Raw genomic sequence first — 16,218 nt, forward strand, 5'->3', positions numbered from 1 at the left:
CGACCCGGTGGTGCCCGACGAGGCGGTGGCGGCCTTCCAGGACGAGCTGCGCACCCGCCCCGACCTGGACTGGCAGGTCATCACGTACTCCGGCGCCGAGCACGGATTCACCCTGCCGGGCGGCGCGCATCACCCGGCGGCCGACGCCCGCAGCTGGCGCGAGCTGACGGCCTTCCTGGACGAGGTCTTCTAAGGATCTTTCGATAGTTGTAGCCGCTGCCGATGCGGTGCAGTCCGGTGTGGAGACCGTAAGAAGACGCGCCGTCGGCTACCGGGACATCCGCGAACGGCTGCTGACCGTGTCAGAGTGACACCGCGTGCAGAGCGAGCCACAGCTGCACGCGGTCGGCGGTCGAGGTGAGCCGCCTGCCGGTGAGCCGCTCGATCTGCTCGAGGCGGTAGCGCACGGTGTTGCGGTGCACGTAGAGGCGGGCGGCGACCTTCGCGACCGAGCCGTCCTCCTCGAGGTACACCCGCAGCGTCTCGACCAGGGCCGCGCCCGAGGCGGTGTCGAAGTCCAGCAGCGGCGCGAGGACCTCCCGGCCGAGGTCGGCCAGGGGTAGGTCGTCGCTGGCCAGCAGCAGGCCCGGTAGGGAGAGCGGCTCCCGGCCGTTGACGCCGGGCCCGCGGCTGAGTGCCTCGCGGGCCTCGTAGAAGCTCCAGCGCAGCCCGTGCACGCCGCTGTAGGCGCCGCCGACGCCGACCCGGGCGCCGTCGCCGAGCTGTGCGACGTAGGCGAGGGTCTTGGCGGCGACGTCCGCGGCGCTGGGCGAGCGGCCGACGAGCACCACCAGGTGGTCGTCGAGGTGGGCGGTGGCGACCGGCTCGACCCCGGTCTCGGCGAGGGGGTAGACGCTGCCGGGCAGGGCCCGCAGGCCGGCGACGTCGGGCGAGGTGGCGAGGACGACGGTGTACGGGTGGGAGACGTCCACGCCGAACGCGAGCAGCCGCCGCTCGGCCTCCGCGGGGGCGATCGTGGTCCGCACGATGTCCTCGACGAGGTGGCCGATGAGCTCCCGCCGGCCGGCGAGGACGGCCTGGCGGCGGGCCAGCTCCAGGCCGACGAGGCTGGCCGCGTAGGGCAGGATGTCGTCCTGGCCGCCGGCGACCGGCCCGGTGCACAGCGCCGCCTCGACCGTTCCGCCGACCTCGACGAGGTCCTGCCGGGCGGCGCCGGACGGCCACGGGAGGCCCGGCGGCGCGGAGGCGAAGACGTGGCCGTAGGCGTCCACGACGCCGATCGGTGCGCCGACCATGCGCCGCAGCGCATCCACCATGCCGGCGAGGCCGCCGCCGGACAGCAGCGCCCGGGTCAGCTCGTCGTGCATGCGCAGCAGCGCCCGCTGCCGGCCGTAGTGCGCGGCGAAGACCCGGTCGGCGACGAGCCGGTCGACGGCGATGAACGGGGTCTCGTACGGCACCTCGAGGATCGGCAGCCCGGCGATTTCGGCGGCGGCGATCGTCGCCGCCGGCACGACCCGGTGGGTGAGCCCGGTGCCGAAGCCGATCGCGGCGACCGCGCGCTCGGCGACCCGGCGCACGAACTGCCGCTGGGCGGCGGCGGTGCGCTGACGCAGGCCGGTCGTGAGCACGAGCTCGCCGCCCTGCAGCCAGTGCCGGGGGTCGTCGAGCTCGGTCACGGCGCACCAGCGGACCTCCCGCTGCAGGTCGGCACGCGAACCGGCCCGCACGACGAGGCTCAGCCCGTCGTCGGCGAGGAGGTCCGCGAGGCGCACGCTCACGGGCGTGACTGTACTGCTGCACAACGATTTGCTGAAGCGCTGTACATCTGTCCATTGGAGTCGGTGCCCGATTTCCCTACGGTTCCGTCAACCCAGCCGCAGGGAAGCGGAGGTGCTGGCATGAGCGGACCGGCGATCCGGCTGACCGGGCTGCGCAAGTCGTTCGGCGTGGTCAACGCCGTCGACGGGGTCGACCTGGAGATCGCGGACGGCGAGTTCTTCTCCATGCTCGGGCCGAGCGGCTCCGGCAAGACGACGGTACTGCGCCTCATCGCGGGCTTCGAGTCGCCGACCGCCGGCACCGTCGAACTCGCCGGGGTGGACGTCACGCGGCGCCCGCCGTACGAGCGCGACGTCAACACGGTCTTCCAGGACTATGCGCTGTTCCCGCACATGTCGGTGCTGGACAACGTCGCCTACGGGCTGCGCGTGCGCGGCACCGGCCGGCGGGAGCGGCACGAGCGGGCCGAGGAGGCGCTGCGCTCGGTGCGCCTGGAGGGCTACGGCGCCCGGCGCCCCGCGCAGCTGTCCGGCGGGCAGCGGCAGCGGGTGGCCCTGGCGCGGGCGCTGGTGAACCGGCCGAAGGTGCTGCTGCTCGACGAGCCGCTCGGCGCGCTGGACCTCAAGCTGCGCGAGGAGATGCAGGTCGAGCTCAAGGCCCTGCAGCGGCAGGTCGGCATCACGTTCGTGTTCGTCACGCACGACCAGGAGGAGGCGCTGACGATGAGCGACCGCGTCGCCGTCTTCTCCGGCGGGCGGGTCGAGCAGGTGGCCGCGCCGGCCGAGCTCTACGAGCGCCCGGCGTCCCCGTTCGTGGCCGGGTTCGTCGGTACCTCGAACCAGTTCGCCGGCGCCGACGTCATCGGCCGGTCCGGCACGTTCTCGCTGCGGCCCGAGAAGATCCGCCTCGACGGCGACGGCGACTGCGCGGCCGCCGGCAAGGTCGCCGAGGTGGTGTACGCCGGCGCCTTCACCCGCCTGGTCGTCGACCTCGACGCCGGACCCCGCATGGTCGTGCTGCTCACCTCCGCACCCGGACTGCCCGCGCTGCGCGGCCAGGCGGTCCGCCTCACCTGGAGCTCCTCCGACCTCATCGCGCTCGACTGACGCGCTCGAATCAAGGAGAAGGCATGCGCCGATACATCGCCGTATTCGCGACCGTGCTGGCCCTCGCCGCCTGCGGGGACGACGCCAAGCAGAGCAACGCGCCGGCCGGGCCCGCCGGAGCCCAGCTGCCGAAGATCGACAAGCTGGCGAGCCTCGGGGCCGGCGAAGGCGCGGTGAACATCGTGGCGTGGGCCGGGTACGCCGAGAACGGCAGCAACGACCCGAAGGTCGACTGGGTCACCCCGTTCGAGAAGCAGACCGGCTGCAAGGCCAACGTGAAGGTCGCCGGCACGTCCGACGAGATGGTGACGCTCATGAAGACCGGCGACTACGACGTGGTCTCCGCCTCCGGCGACGCCTCCCTGCGCCTCATCTACGGCGGCGTGGTCGCGCCGGTCAACACCGACCTGGTGCCCAACTACAAGGACGTCTTCGACGGGCTGAAGAACAAGGCGTGGAACTCCGTCGGCGGCGCGTCCTACGGCGTCCCGCACGGCCGCGGCGCGAACCTGCTCATGTACCGCACCGACGTGGTCAAGCCGGCGCCGACCTCGTGGGACGTGGTCTTCGACGCCAACTCCCCGTACAAGGGCAAGGTCACCGCCTACGACTCGCCGATCTACATCGCCGACGCCGCGCTGTACCTCATGAAGCACAAGCCGGAACTGGGCATCAAGAACCCGTACGCGCTGGACGACAAGCAGTTCACCGCGGCCGTGGACCTGCTCAAGGGCCAGCAGAAGGTCATCGGCGAGTACTGGTCGGACTACACCAAGGAGGTGCAGGCGTTCAAGGCCGGCAACTCCGTGCTCGGCACCACCTGGCAGGTCATCGCCAACCTCGCCGAGGCCGACAAGGCGCCCGTCGAGGCGATCCTGCCCAGCGAGGGCGCGACCGGCTGGTCCGACACCTGGATGATCGCGGCCAAGGCGAAGCACCCGAACTGCGGGTACCTGTGGATGAACCACATCATCTCCCCTGAGGCCAACGCCGCCGTCGCCGAATGGTTCGGTGAGGCGCCGTCGAACAAGCTGGCCTGCGCCAAGACCGCCGACCCGCAGCACTGCACCACCTACCACGCCGACGACGAGTCGTACTACGGCCAGGTCTGGTACTGGACGACCCCGGTCGCCGACTGCGTCGACGGTCGCACCGACGTGAAGTGCAAGGACTACAGCGAGTGGACCAAGGCCTGGACGAGCATCAAGGGATGACGGTCATCGCAGGGTTCTTCCACCGCCACCCGCGGGCGAGGCTGGCGGCGCTGCTCTCGGCGCCGCTGGCCTGGCTCGTCGTGGCCTACCTCGGGTCCCTCGCGGTGCTGCTCACCTCGTCGCTGTGGCAGGTCAACACCTTCACCGGCGAGGTCGTGCACGAGAGCACGCTGGACAACTTCCGCACGATCCTGACCGAGCCCGTGTACCGCAACGTCGTGCTGCGCAGCGTGGGAGTGGCCGCCGCCGTCACGCTCATCGACGCGGTCCTCGCCGTGCCGATGGCGTTCTTCATGGCGAAGGTGGCGCCGGCGCGGTACCGCCGGATCCTCCTCGTCGCCGTGGTCACCCCGCTGTGGGCGAGCTACCTGGTCAAGGCGTACGCGTGGCGGGTCATGCTGGCCAACGACGGCCCGTTGGACCGGATCTTCGGCGGCCCCGGCTACGGGCTGCCGGCGACCGTGCTCGTGCTGTCCTACATGTGGCTGCCGTACATGATCCTGCCCGTCTACGCGGGCCTGGACCGGCTGCCCGACTCGCTGCTGGAGGCGTCGGCGGACCTGGGCGGCCGGCCCGGGCGCACGTTGCGCTCGGTGGTGCTGCCGATGCTGGTGCCATCGATCGTGGCCGGCTCGATCTTCACGTTCTCGCTGTCGCTGGGTGACTACATCACCGTGCAGATCGTCGGCGGCAAGAGCCAGCTGATCGGCAACCTCGTGTACGCGAACATCGGCGCCGCCAACGACCTGCCGTTCTCCGCCGCCCTGGCCACCATCCCGGCGCTCGTCATGCTGGTGTACCTGCTCGCGGTACGCCGCACCGGAGCCCTGGAGAACCTATGACGCTCTCCCGCACCGCCCGCTGGGTCCTCGGCGCCGTCACCGCCCTCGGCCTGGCGTTCGTGTACGTGCCGCTGGCGCTGGTGCTGCTGAACTCCTTCAACGCCGACCGCACGTTCGCCTTCCCGCCGCGATCGTTCACGTTCGGCTGGTGGTCGAGGGCGTGGGACAGCAGCGGCCTGCGCTCGGCGCTGTGGACGTCGCTGCAGGCCGGCCTCGGCGCCACCCTGGTCGCCCTGGTCCTCGGCACGATGGTGGCGTTCGCGGTGCAGCGGTACCGCTTCTTCGGCCGCGAGGCGGTCTCGCTGCTCGTGCTGCTGCCGATCGCGCTGCCCGGCATCGTCACCGGCATCGCGCTGGACACCGCGTTCCGCTCGGTCGTCGAGCCGCTGGGCGTCGGCAAGGGCCTGCTGTCGGTGGTGATCGGCCACGCCACGTTCTGCGTCGTCGTCGTGTACAACAACGTGCTCGCCCGCCTGCGCCGCACCGGCGCCTCCTACGAGGAGGCGTCCGCGGACCTCGGCGCCCGCCCCGGCCAGACCTTCCGCTACGTCACGTTCCCGCTGCTGCGCTCCGCCCTGTTCGCCGGCGGCCTGCTGGCGTTCGCGCTGAGCTTCGACGAGATCGTGGTCACCACGTTCACCGCCGGCCCCGGCACCGAGACCCTACCGATCTGGATCTTCAACAACCTGTTCCGCCCGAACCAGGCCCCGGTCATCAACGTCGTGGCCGCGGTGCTCATCGTCGCGTCGATCATCCCCGTGTACCTGGCCCAGCGACTCTCCTCCGACACGACCGGCGGCCGGCTGTAGTCGTCAGGCTCGCCGCGGCCTGTTTGCGGTTCGTGCGCAGGTCTCGGCGGAGGTGTGTACGCCGGATGAACAGTCGTGGCCCGTGTGCTCCATGCACATTGACCAGTGAAAGTACATCCTGGATACGCCTCTGATGCGCATGTTACCGTGCGGCCGACGAAATCGCATCGATCGATGTCGTCAATTCGTCGTTGGGAGGTGAATCGCATGCTCAGCTTTTCGGGTCAGATCGGCACGACGGCCACCGGTGGGCTGACCGTCACGGTCGCTCCGGGTGCCTCCACCACGTGCGGCGGCGGCAACTGCTGCTGCACCAGTTGCTGTTCGTGGTAGTCGCCGGCCCATGCGCCCAACCAGTGAAGGGAAACCAGTCTTGCTCAGCTTCTCCGGCCAGATCGGCACCACGGCTACCGGTGGGCTGACCGTCACGGTCGCTCCGGGTGCCTCCACCACGTGCGGCGGCGGCAACTGCTGCTGCTCCAGTTGCTGCTCCTGGTGATCCGGCCGCTGCCGGTCACCTCCCTGTCCGCGCTCGCATCGGAGTGACATGCCCTACCGCCGCACCAGGGAAGAAGTCGAGGAAGCGCTCAAGGACCACGACTACCTCCGGGCGGTCGGCAGCTTCGCGATGCAGCACACGATTGTCTCGATCTATACGTCATCCACGGTCGTCCGGACCCCAGACTCCGTGGTGCGGGGCCGATGGGCGACCGGGGATGACGCCTTCGCCGGCGAGGAACTCCTGCTCAACTACCGCACGGACAACGCTCGGCTGGGCTTCCAGATGGGCATCGGCAGGTTCTACGAGCCGGATGCGGTCCTGTCCTCCTGCCACGCCGACCTTGAGGAAGACCTGCGTGACGTCGTCAAGCTGCCCGCCGCGAAACCCATCCGTGCGGGACTGACCGCGGTCGTCACCGAGCGGCGCAGCACCCGCCTGTTCAGCGGCGAGCCGATCTCGCTGGCCGACCTGTCGGCGCTGCTGTTCCACTGCCAGGGTGCCACCGGCAGCCTGCCGTACGGCAATCCGGCCGACCCGCACGGCGTGATCGGGCTGCGCACCGTCGCCTCCGGCGGTGGTCTCTACCCGGTAACGCTGTACGTCCATGCCTTCAACGTCGCGGGGCTCGCCCCCGGCGCGTACGAGTACCTGCCGTACGCCCACGGTCTTTCGCCGGTCGCGCCGCATCCGCAGCTGTCGCCGGCACAGGTGCTGCGCTCGCCCGACCTGGACGTCGAGCGCAGCGGGTTCGTCCTGACGTTCGTGTACAACCTCTACGACAACTCGCGCAAGTACGGCGACGGGGGTGTCGTGTTCGGGCTCATCGAAGTCGGCGCCATCCTGCAGAACCTGCACCTGGCCCGCACGGCGCTCGGCCTGGCCGGCTGTGACCAGGGTGGCTACGACAAGCAGACGATCGAGAAGATGCTGGACCTGGACGGCCTGACCAGCCACGTCGTGCACGTGAGCGTGGTCGGGCAGGGAGAGTAGTCGGTGAGCGCAGACGAGTCCATGATGGACAGTTACCTGCTGGCAAGCACGGCGCGGTTGGTGGAGGACAGCGCCGGCCGCTTCCGGATCCGCACCGGGGTGTGGAACTTCGAGGAGGCGGTGATCGACGTCAGCCGCGAGTCGCCGGCGGTGGGGGCCACCGTGCGCGCCGCGCTGCGCGCGGCGGCCGCCGGGCCGGTGCGCGTCGCCGACCATCTGGATCCGGGGCTGCTACCGATCGAGTCGGCCAACATCGAGCGCCTCTTCGCCGACCTGGCACAGGCCGGATTGTTCGTGCCCGCGCGTGAGCGCGACAGCCAGGATGCGGTGACCGCGGCGCTGCTGGGCCGGATGGTGTCGCCGTACCCGGGGGACGGCGAGCCGCCGAGCGGTGAGGTCGCCTTCCTGTCGGACTCCGCCGCGGCCACGGCGCAGGCCGAGCACCTGGCGGCCGGGATGCGGCTGCGGCTGGCGCCGCTCGCCCCGGAGACGGTCGAGCGCCTTTCGAGCGCCGACCTCACGTCCCGTATCGACGGCCTGGCCACCGAGCAGGCCATGGCCGACCTGACTCCGGCGCTGACCGGCTCGGCGGCGCTGGTGACGTGCCTGCAGCGACCGTCGCTGCCGTTGCTGCGCAACATCAATCGTGTGCTGGAAGGCCGCGACGTGCCGTGGGTGTGCGCGTTCATCGACGGGCCGTTCGTGTCCGTGGTGGGCCTGAAGTCCCCGCACACCGGCTGCTTCGAGTGCTTCGAGCAGCGGGCGCTGGCGCGGCTGGAGGACCACGTGTCCTATCACGACTTCGCCCGCTCGCCGGTCGGGTCCGCGGCACCGCGCGCCGCGGACGCGCCCATGATGAGCCTACTGACCACGCTGGCGCTGACCGAGGGATACCTGCACGCGACGGTGGGCGTGTCGCGGCTGTCGGGCCGGGTGCTCGGCGTGCATCTGCCCACGCTGGAGATCCAGACGCAGGACCTGCTGCGCATGCCCGCCTGCCCGGGCTGCGGCAAGGTGTCCCGCCAGCGGATCCGCGAGATCAACTTCAACAGCCGGGCGGCCGTGGACCGGATCGTGTCCGGGGTGCTGCGATGAGCGCAGTGTCGCACTACCCGCCGATGACGCGGCTGCTGCGGCGGTACAAGCACCTGGGGGCGAACCAGACCGGCATCATGCCGGGGTTCTTCGTCGCCGTCGCCGACATCCCGGGCGAGCCCCGGATGCGGGCGATGACGGCGACCATGCCGCACTACCACCGCCTGATCATGGGTGACCCGCATCTGCAGGTGCAGTACCACCTGAGCGGGTACGGCCTGTACCAGGAAGAGGCCATGATCAAGATGATGGGGGAAAGCGTCGAGCGATACGCCGCGATGGTCGCGATCCGCCTGTTCGACCAGGATTTCCGGTACGCCTCACGGCGCGAGCTGTCGGCCGAGGGCGAGTGCATGCCACTGGAGTACCTGGGCATCCTCGGTCCGGAACAGCAGCGCACCCTGGCCTCGCGGCTGCACCGGTACGCCGACCGCCCGCCCACGGAGGACGACGTCATCGCGTGGGTGCGTTGCCCGGCGCTGACCCGGCCGGGGGAGGACCTCTGGGTCCCCGCGCAGCTGTTCTTCCTCGGTTTCACCACCTCGGCGGCGCACGGCGACCTGCTCTTCACCCCGTCGTTCTCGACCGGCACGGCGGCACACGTGAGCCTGGAGAACGCGCTGCGCAACGCGTTGATCGAGGCGGTGCAGATCGACTCGTTCATTCTCAACTGGTACACCCCGAATCCGTGTCCGCAGGTCGTCGTCGACGACGAGGACGCGCTGCGGGTGCTGGCCACGATGAACCTCGGGCCGGATGCCGACTACCGGGTCCGGGCGATCCACCTGACCCGACCCGACCTCCCACTGCCGACCATCGGCGTGTACATGGACCGCAAGACCGACGCGCTGCCGATGCTCAGTTTCGGGGTGCAGGGCGACGCCGACCCGCGCTCGGCGCTGTTGCGCGGAGCGATGGAGAGCGCGGCCATCCTCGGCCTCGGCATGTACAGCGCCATCTTCGACACGACGGCGGTGCACGCGGCGACGAATTCCTCGCCGTACCTGGACCTCGACTCCAACGTGTTGTTCTACGCCGGACCGCAGGACGCGGAGCACAAGCGCGCCATCGTCGCCGAGCGGTTCAGCGGGTCCGTGAAGCTCTCCGAGATCGCCCCGCTGGCCGGAGCGTCGACGCTCGAGTCGCTGCTCGAGATGGTGGCCGGGGTGAGCCGCTGGGCGACCTACCTCGACATCACACCGCCGGAACTGGCCGGCACCGACTGGAAAGTGGTTCGCGTCCTCATCCCCGAACTGCTCAGCATGTGCCTGCCCGGGATGCCGCCGAAGGCGCATCCGCGCATGGTCGCGCACGGCGGAGTGACGAATGTCCACCCGCACCCTCTGCCTTAGCGTGCTGGTACTGCTCTGCGCGGCGTTCCCGGCGCAGGCGTTCCGGCTGACCCTGTCCGGAGTGCTCGGCGGCACCGGCGCTCGCGGCGCGGCGCCGCGCAGACTCGACCCGGTCGTGCGCGGGCAGCTGGTGTTCGCCGTGGCGCTGATGGCCATGGCGGCGCTGGTCGCCACGCTCGCGCCGATGCGGTGGGACCTGTCCTCGCCCGTCGGTTGGCGCTGGTACGCCGCCGCGGTGGCGTTCGGGTGCCTTGCCCCGGTGCTGGAATGGGCCACCGGCGCCGCATGGCTGGCGGTCCGGCACCGGCGACTGGCCGGCATCGCGCTGCACCGGCTCGCGGGCGGCGGATCGGTCTGGGTGGTGCTGGCCGCGGTCGGCGTCGCCGCTGCCGAGGAGGTGCTGTTCCGGGGCGTGGGACTACACCTGCTGGGAGTTGTCCTGGGCTGGCCGGCCGCCGCGGCGCTGTTGGTCACCGCCGTCGTGTACGGCCTCAACCACCTCTACTTCGGCGCCATGACCGTCGCGCAGAAGACCTTGACCGGCATCGGGTTCGGCCTGCTGTACCTGCTGGGAGGCGACAACGTGCTCGTGCCGATGGTGGCGCACGCGGTGCAGAACGTGGTCGTGCTCACCGTGCTGCGGCGCCGGGAGCCGTCGTGACCCGCGACGCGGCGGCGTTCACCGCCGTCGCTGTCGCGGCGACCGCGGCCTGGCTCGCGCTGTACCGGCTGCCCTTCCGGCGCAACCGTACCCGCCAACGGGTACGCCTGGCCGTCGCCAGCCGCACGGGGCTGCCCGGCCGATACGTGTTCCCGATCCTGGGCACCCTGGTGTACCTGGCCGGCGGCGTCCTTGCGTCGATCCTCGTGATGTACTGGGGCGGCCTCGACGTGGCCACCCTGCTCGCCTGGCACGTCACCCCGCACGACATCGGTCTGCTGGTGCTGACCGCCGCCGGCGCCAGCGCGCTGACCGCATTCGCCATGTCCATCCTCTATGCCGTGCGACCCCGCACCGACGTGCCCGGCGCGGTCACCGGCGTCCGCTGGATCGCCGAGATCCTGGCGCTACCCCGGGCATGGCGGTACATCGTCCCGGCGACCAGCGCCGCCGTCGAGGAGTTCTACTTCCGCGGTGTCTTCCTCGGCGGCCTGCTGGCCAGCCACACACCGGTGTGGGCCGCCATCGCGATCAGCGGCGCGACCTTCACCGTCGGCCAGGTCCTGCTGACCGAGACGGCCCTGCAGGCCACCGTGCTCGCGCTGTCCAGTGTGGTGCTCGCGGTGGTGTGCGGGCTGCTGGTGATCGTCGAGGGCAGCGTCCTTCCGGCGATCGCGGTGCATGCCTCGTTCGCCGCCTACTACACCCAGACCAGCTCGCGCCGGGTCGCTCCCGTCGCGGCCGCAGTGCCCCGATGAGGAGGCCGACAACGGTGAGTCAAGAAGCAGAAGCAAGCGCCGCCGAGCCATTCGTCGACGCCCGGAACATCACCGTCCGCTACGGTGACCTGGTCGCCGTCGACGGTGTCGACCTGAGCGCCGACAAGGGCCAGGTCGTAGGCGTGATCGGCCCCAACGGCTCCGGCAAGACGTCGTTGCTGGAGTGCATCGAAGGGCTGCGGAAACCGGCCACGGGCACGATCCGCGTCGGCGGCTTCGACCCGGCCACCGACCGTACGCGGATGACCCGCATCGCCGGCATTCAGCTCCAGCAGCTCGTCTACCCGCCCCGCGCCACGGTCGAGGAGATCTGCCGGCTCTTCGCGTCGTTCTACCCCGACCCGGCCGATCACATCGAGCTGCTCGAACTGTTCGGCCTGAGCGGGCAGCGGCGCAGCCAGGTCGTCAAACTGTCAGGCGGGCAGCAGCAGCGGCTGTCACTGATTCTGGCGCTGCTGAACAACCCGCAGGTGGTCTTCCTCGACGAGCTGACCAACGGCCTGGACCCGGCCGCCCGGCGCATGGTCTGGGACGAGCTGCGCCGCCGCAACGGCGACGGCCTCACCATCGTGATCACCTCGCATCACATGGAGGAGGTCGAGTACCTCTGCGACCGGGTCAACGTGCTGCTCAAGGGCCGCGTCGTAGCCACCGGCACACCCACCGAGCTGATCCGGGACCACGCCGGCGACTCGGCCCGGCTCGTGCTCGACGGCGCCGGCGGCAACCGGAAGCTGGCCGAAAGTCTCACCGGGCTGGGTTCCGGGGTGCGGGTGGAGCCGGCCGGGCAGCGGCTGATGCTCGAGGTGCAACCGGCGCGCCGCGGGGACGTCGACCGGGTCCTGGCCGAACACGGCACCACCGCGCGGGAGCTGCCGGCCTCGCTGGACGACGCGTACCTGAACCTGACCGGGCAGGCCGCCGGAACGGCCTCGAGCGAAGCGGACAACGTCGATGTTTCCTAGCGTGCTGGCGTTCGAGTCGAGGCGAATGCTGCGCAACTTCCCGCCGCTGTTCTTCGGCCTCGTGTTCCCGGTCATGGTGCTGGGCATCTTCGGCGGCATCTACGGCAACAAGCCGTCCGACCTGTGGGACGGCCTCGGCACCGTCGACGTGTCCGTGCCCGCCTACGTCGGCCTCGTCCTCGCCGTCGCCGGGCTGATGAGCTTCCCGCTGGGCATGGTCGAGTACCGCTCCCGCGGGTTTCTGCGCCGGCTGCGGGGCACCCCCGCCCGGCCGACCGTCTTCCTCACCGCACAGCTGCTGATCAACATCGTCATCTGCGTGCTGGGCATCGCCCTGCTCGTCGTCGTCGGCTCGCTCGTGTTCGGTCTGCACGCGCCGGAGCGGACGTTCGCGTTCGCCGGTCTGGCGCTGCTTTCCGGCGCCGCCATGTTCGGCATCGGCCTGCTGATCGCCTCCATCGCCAGAAGCGAGCAGACGGCCCTGGTCATCGCCAACCTGGTGTACTTCCCGATGATTTTCCTGACGGGCGCCACCGTCCCGCTCGAGCTGATGCCCGACTGGATGCGCAAGATCAGCGACGCCCTTCCGTTGACGTACGCGATCGACGCGCTGCAATGGGCGTGGCTGGACCGAGGCGACTCCATCGGCGTCGATGTCGCGGTGCTGGGCGGCACCGTGGTGGTCTGCGCCGCCGGCGCCGCCTGGCTGTTCCGCTGGGAATGAACCCCCTCGTCGACCGGACCGTGCAGGCCACCGCGTACGCAGCGGCGGCCTGCCGGGCCGCGGAGAGCCGCCTTCCGCGCCCCCGGGTGTCGGACCCGCTCGCCGAGCTGTTCACGCCGACCGCTGCGGCGGCGCCGATCGCGCGGCTCGCCGACGCCGGGCGGGACGAGGTTGTCGCCCGTACCGTCCTCATCGACCGCATGCTCGTCGATGCGCTCGAGCGACGGCCGGGGGCCGCGGTGGTGAACTTCGGGGCCGGCTTCTGCACGCGGCCGTACCGGATGCGACTGCCCGGATGCCGCGAGCTGGTCGAGGCCGACGACCCCGCCGTCGTCGAGCTGAAGGACCGGACCCTGCACGGCCGGCCGCACAGCTGCCCGGTAAGGCGGGTCGGCCTGGACGTCCGCGACGAGACCGCGGTGAGCGCCGTGGTGGACGAGACGGGACGATCCGGCGACGTGATCGTGCTCACCGAGGGCCTGCTGGTGTACCTGCCGGCCGGAGCAGTCACGGCGCTGGCGGCCACGCTCGCGAGCCGGACCGGCGCCGCGCACTGGATCGCCGACATCGTCAGCGCGGACTCCGCCAGGCAGATGCAGACCCTTGCCCAGCGCGTCCCCGGTGGGCTGGCGCTCTTCGGGCTGGACTCACTGACGCCGCTGGAGGAACCGGGCTGGCGGGTCGTGGCCTACCGGGCCCTGCCGGTGCCGCGACCCCGGTACGGCGCCTCCAGCCGTACGCTCGTCGACGGCGTGGTCGCCCTCGAACCTCGCCGCGGCGGCTGAGTCCGGCGCTGGAACGGGTCGCGTGGCTCGGGGATCTCGGGCGTCAGGCCCGCCTCCGCTTCGGCGGGCGGCCTGGGCGGCGGCGTCGGTTCGCGGGCCGGTCCTGCTCGTGAGGCACGGGGGGACGCCGGCGCTGGGCCCTTTTCGGCAAGGTCACCGCGTCGGTGATGGCCGCGGCGATGCGCCGGGCCAACCAGAAAGATCTGGCCCGCCTCAAGCGGATCCTCACTCCGTGACGGCGCGCATCCGGTTGTTGCGGGCATCGTGCGTCAGCTCGGCCAGGCCGAGCACCTCCAGCAGCGGCGGCAGGTACATTCCGAACCGGCCCCGGTAGCCCTTGCGCAGCCCGTACCAGCCGCCGACCGGGTTGTCCTCCGAACGGCCCCACGCCTCGACGGTGCCGTCGGCGGCGGGCTTGTTCTCGTCGGCGGCGCCGAGCGGCACCCAGTCGCCCTGCTCGCGCAGCCACGCATGCAGATCCTCGACCGCCCGCAGCTGGTACGTCAGCTTGGTCGAGCCGACCTGGCACACGAGGGCGGGCGGGTTGGCGGCCTCGTCGCGGTACATGGTGTACTCCGACGACCCGGGCGGGGTCTTCAGCACCCACGGGTCGTCCTTCGTTCCAGCCGGCATGACCGCCTCCCGTCCGCGCGTTCGACTCGCACTCTAGACCCGTGCCGTCATGCCCGGGCCGGGATGGCCTCCGCGGCAGCCGATCGTGGGACCCTGAGATCGCTTGAACCGACCCATGCCGCGATGCTGTCAACGTATTGAGTAGTCGGTCCGAACAGTGATGATGTGCGGCTTCTTCCAGCTAGTGCTGTGACCACTAACGTTCACCGGGTTGGTGGTGTTGTGGTTCCTCGCCGCACGGGTGCGGTCGAGCGACTCCCCACCGTGGTGGGGCGGGCCTCAGCCGGCCAACTGACTCCTGTCGCCGCCCCCATCGTGTTCACCGTCGCGTCGCCGGGTGTGGCGGCGTGATGGCGTGGTGGGGGTCGGCGTGGGTCACGCCGGGACAGTCCGGCACCGGGGAGGTGTCGTCCTGCTCGACGGTGCGTAAGCACCTGCGGCAGCACTACTGCTGCTGGGGTGCTGGTGCCGCCGCCCGTGGGGTTCCCGCCCGGGTGGTTGGGGGTGCGGGTGGCGATGGTGGCGGCCGCGAACAGGTCGCGGTGCCCGGTGAGGTTGCAGTGCCGGCAGGTCATGGTCCGCCCGGCCGGTTTGGTGATCTTCTTGCGGCAGGTGGGGCAGGTTGATGAGGTGCCGCGTTCGTCGACGAGGTGGACGGTGATGCCGGCGAGTTCGGCCTTGTCCCGCAGCACTGCGATGGCGCGGCCGATCTGCCACTGGCGTAGCCGCAGGTGGTGCCGGCGCCCTGCGGGGAGGTTGAGCACGCCGCGGGGGTCGCCGACGGTCAGGGTCCCGACCCGCCGCTGCACCGCCCAGCCGATCACGGTCTTCGCCGCCTCATGCTGCGCCTGCCGGACCCGGCGCCGGTGCCGGCCCTCGACGAGGCGGGCACGGCGACAGGTCTTGCGCCACCGCCGTGACCCGCGCTGCCCGGGTTTCGGGGCCCGGGCGGCGGTCGCCCGGCGGCGGTGCCTGGTGTCGGAGAGATGCATACGGTGCTCGGCGCGGACCGCGCGTGCGGAAACGAGCAGCCCGTGCCCGTCAGCGCCAGCAACCGCGTAGGGGTGGATGACACCGAGGTCGACGCCAGCGACCCGAGCCGGGTCCGGACCTGCGTCGGCCGGATACACGGTGACGGGAACCTCGGCGGTGACCTCGACCCACAACCGCCCGCCCTCGGCCAGCAGGGCCACGGACCGGACCTGCTCGACCGGGTACGGCACCGCCCGGTCCAGGCGCAGCCACAACGGCGCCGCACCCTTCGCGGTCGGTAGCCGCAGTCGCCGCCCGTCCAAGGTGAACGTGCCGTGGTAGTAGCGGACCGGCAGCAGACCGCGCCGCTTGCGCGGGAACCGTGCGGACAGGTCACCGGCCTTGCGGCGTTTCGCCGCCGTGAACCAGGCGTCGGAGTACCGGCGTAGCACCGACCGGGCCCCGGTCGTGTCCAGGTCACCGAAGGTGCCTGGACCGGCCGTGGACAGCTCCCGGCACAGTGCCTGATACGACACCACCGGCGGCGCCTGATGCCGCCACCGCCAGTGGTTGACCTCCAGCACACACGCCCACACGTCGCCGGCCGAGCGCAGCAGCCCGAAACACCGCTCCCTCTGACCACGCGTGACCCGCAACCCGACCCGGCAGGTGCGGTGCACCACCCGGGCAGCAGCAGGATCACGACGGCGAGGCATACGAACACTCAAGCACAGGGGTACGACAGAAAATCCCGGCCAACGTTCGTGGACACAGCACTAGCGGGCCTTGCCATGGCAGTGCCCCTTGCGTAACGTCATGGGTCGCTTGGTCCGGTTCATGCTCACAGCAGGTGACGCCGGGCAGGCTCGCTGAGTCGTGCACGCACGAGCCGGGGACCCACCGCATGTCTGGGGTGAATCCGCGGGCCGACGGCCTGTGGTAGGGCGACCTTCGCGCCCGAATCCGTCAGCTGACCCGGTAGGCGGACGCGTAAGGAGAAGTGTCTGTGCACAGCCGTTACCCCCATCGCCGAGGTCCTCGCAGGG

The 16,218-nt window shown here is 70.9% G+C and carries 17 protein-coding genes and 1 riboswitch; of the genes, 13 read left to right on the forward strand and 4 right to left on the reverse strand.

Annotated elements, in window-relative coordinates; translation table 11 throughout:
• Nucleotides 1-193, forward strand: a 193-nt coding sequence (locus ABD332_RS47850) for a dienelactone hydrolase family protein (protein ID WP_344511640.1), incomplete at its 5' end; no start/stop codon positions are given.
• Between the two features lie 109 nt (nt 194-302).
• On the opposite strand, the gene ABD332_RS47855 is transcribed toward ABD332_RS47850, so the two are convergent.
• The gene (locus ABD332_RS47855; protein ID WP_344511642.1) at nt 303-1,742 is read right to left on the reverse strand and encodes a PucR family transcriptional regulator; all 1,440 of its coding nucleotides are present in this window, start codon (nt 1,740-1,742) and stop codon (nt 303-305) included.
• Nucleotides 1,743-1,862: 120 nt separating this feature from the next.
• Here ABD332_RS47855 and ABD332_RS47860 point away from each other — a divergent pair, with 120 nt between their 5' ends.
• The 4 genes from ABD332_RS47860 to ABD332_RS47875 are packed head-to-tail and all read left to right on the forward strand — an operon-like array spanning nt 1,863 to nt 5,714.
• Complete coding sequence (locus ABD332_RS47860) at nt 1,863-2,849, forward strand: ABC transporter ATP-binding protein (RefSeq protein WP_344511644.1); 987 nt, start codon at nt 1,863-1,865, stop codon at nt 2,847-2,849.
• Between the two features lie 23 nt (nt 2,850-2,872).
• A complete protein-coding gene (locus ABD332_RS47865; protein WP_344511646.1) occupies nt 2,873-4,063 on the forward strand; it encodes an ABC transporter substrate-binding protein in 1,191 nt (396 codons plus the stop codon).
• Entirely contained in the window at nt 4,060-4,905 is an 846-nt protein-coding gene (locus ABD332_RS47870; RefSeq protein WP_344511648.1) for an ABC transporter permease, read from the forward strand. The genes ABD332_RS47865 and ABD332_RS47870 overlap by 4 nt, the downstream gene beginning before the upstream one ends.
• Entirely contained in the window at nt 4,902-5,714 is an 813-nt protein-coding gene (locus ABD332_RS47875; RefSeq protein ID WP_344511650.1) for an ABC transporter permease, read from the forward strand. Before ABD332_RS47870 ends, ABD332_RS47875 begins: the two co-directional genes overlap by 4 nt.
• A gap of 224 nt (nt 5,715-5,938) precedes the next feature.
• Here ABD332_RS47875 and ABD332_RS47880 read toward each other — a convergent pair whose 3' ends face one another.
• Nucleotides 5,939-6,067, reverse strand: a complete 129-nt coding sequence (locus ABD332_RS47880) for a hypothetical protein (protein WP_344511652.1) — start codon at nt 6,065-6,067, stop codon at nt 5,939-5,941.
• Nucleotides 6,068-6,261: 194 nt separating this feature from the next.
• Here ABD332_RS47880 and ABD332_RS47885 point away from each other — a divergent pair, with 194 nt between their 5' ends.
• From ABD332_RS47885 to ABD332_RS47920, 8 genes are read left to right on the forward strand one after another with little or no spacing between them, the layout of a single operon-like run.
• Complete coding sequence (locus ABD332_RS47885) at nt 6,262-7,206, forward strand: SagB/ThcOx family dehydrogenase (protein WP_344511654.1); 945 nt, start codon at nt 6,262-6,264, stop codon at nt 7,204-7,206.
• Nucleotides 7,207-7,209: 3 nt separating this feature from the next.
• Nucleotides 7,210-8,301 (forward strand): TOMM precursor leader peptide-binding protein, encoded by a 1,092-nt coding sequence (locus ABD332_RS47890; protein WP_344511656.1) that lies wholly within the window; start codon nt 7,210-7,212, stop codon nt 8,299-8,301.
• Nucleotides 8,298-9,653, forward strand: coding sequence for a YcaO-like family protein (locus ABD332_RS47895; RefSeq protein WP_344511658.1), 1,356 nt, complete (start codon nt 8,298-8,300; stop codon nt 9,651-9,653). The genes ABD332_RS47890 and ABD332_RS47895 overlap by 4 nt, the downstream gene beginning before the upstream one ends.
• A 1-nt stretch (nt 9,654) precedes the next feature.
• On the forward strand, nt 9,655-10,314 hold the full coding sequence (locus tag ABD332_RS47900) for a CPBP family glutamic-type intramembrane protease (protein ID WP_344511660.1): 660 nt from the start codon (nt 9,655-9,657) through the stop codon (nt 10,312-10,314).
• Complete coding sequence (locus ABD332_RS47905; protein WP_344511662.1) at nt 10,311-11,072, forward strand: CPBP family glutamic-type intramembrane protease; 762 nt, start codon at nt 10,311-10,313, stop codon at nt 11,070-11,072. Before ABD332_RS47900 ends, ABD332_RS47905 begins: the two co-directional genes overlap by 4 nt.
• Nucleotides 11,073-11,086: 14 nt before the next feature.
• Complete coding sequence (locus ABD332_RS47910; RefSeq protein WP_344511664.1) at nt 11,087-12,058, forward strand: ABC transporter ATP-binding protein; 972 nt, start codon at nt 11,087-11,089, stop codon at nt 12,056-12,058.
• A gap of 1 nt (nt 12,059) precedes the next feature.
• Nucleotides 12,060-12,782 carry an ABC transporter permease gene (locus tag ABD332_RS47915; RefSeq protein WP_344511666.1) on the forward strand — a complete coding sequence of 241 codons (723 nt, stop codon included), beginning with the start codon at nt 12,060-12,062 and terminating at the stop codon, nt 12,780-12,782.
• Nucleotides 12,779-13,567: a class I SAM-dependent methyltransferase gene (locus ABD332_RS47920; RefSeq protein ID WP_344511668.1), complete on the forward strand. Its 789-nt coding sequence runs from the start codon at nt 12,779-12,781 to the stop codon at nt 13,565-13,567. Before ABD332_RS47915 ends, ABD332_RS47920 begins: the two co-directional genes overlap by 4 nt.
• 225 nt (nt 13,568-13,792) lie before the next feature.
• On the opposite strand, the gene ABD332_RS47925 is transcribed toward ABD332_RS47920, so the two are convergent.
• Nucleotides 13,793-14,200, reverse strand: a complete 408-nt coding sequence (locus ABD332_RS47925; RefSeq protein WP_344511670.1) for a DUF6855 family protein — start codon at nt 14,198-14,200, stop codon at nt 13,793-13,795.
• Between the two features lie 203 nt (nt 14,201-14,403).
• Nucleotides 14,404-15,888, reverse strand: a complete 1,485-nt coding sequence (locus tag ABD332_RS47930; RefSeq protein ID WP_344511673.1) for an RNA-guided endonuclease InsQ/TnpB family protein — start codon at nt 15,886-15,888, stop codon at nt 14,404-14,406.
• 141 nt (nt 15,889-16,029) lie between these two features.
• Nucleotides 16,030-16,172, forward strand: a riboswitch (cyclic di-AMP (ydaO/yuaA leader).
• Nucleotides 16,173-16,218: the final 46 nt, after the last annotated feature.

The sequence above is a fragment of the Dactylosporangium maewongense genome (assembly GCF_039531485.1).
GTDB lineage: Bacteria > Actinomycetota > Actinomycetes > Mycobacteriales > Micromonosporaceae > Dactylosporangium > Dactylosporangium maewongense.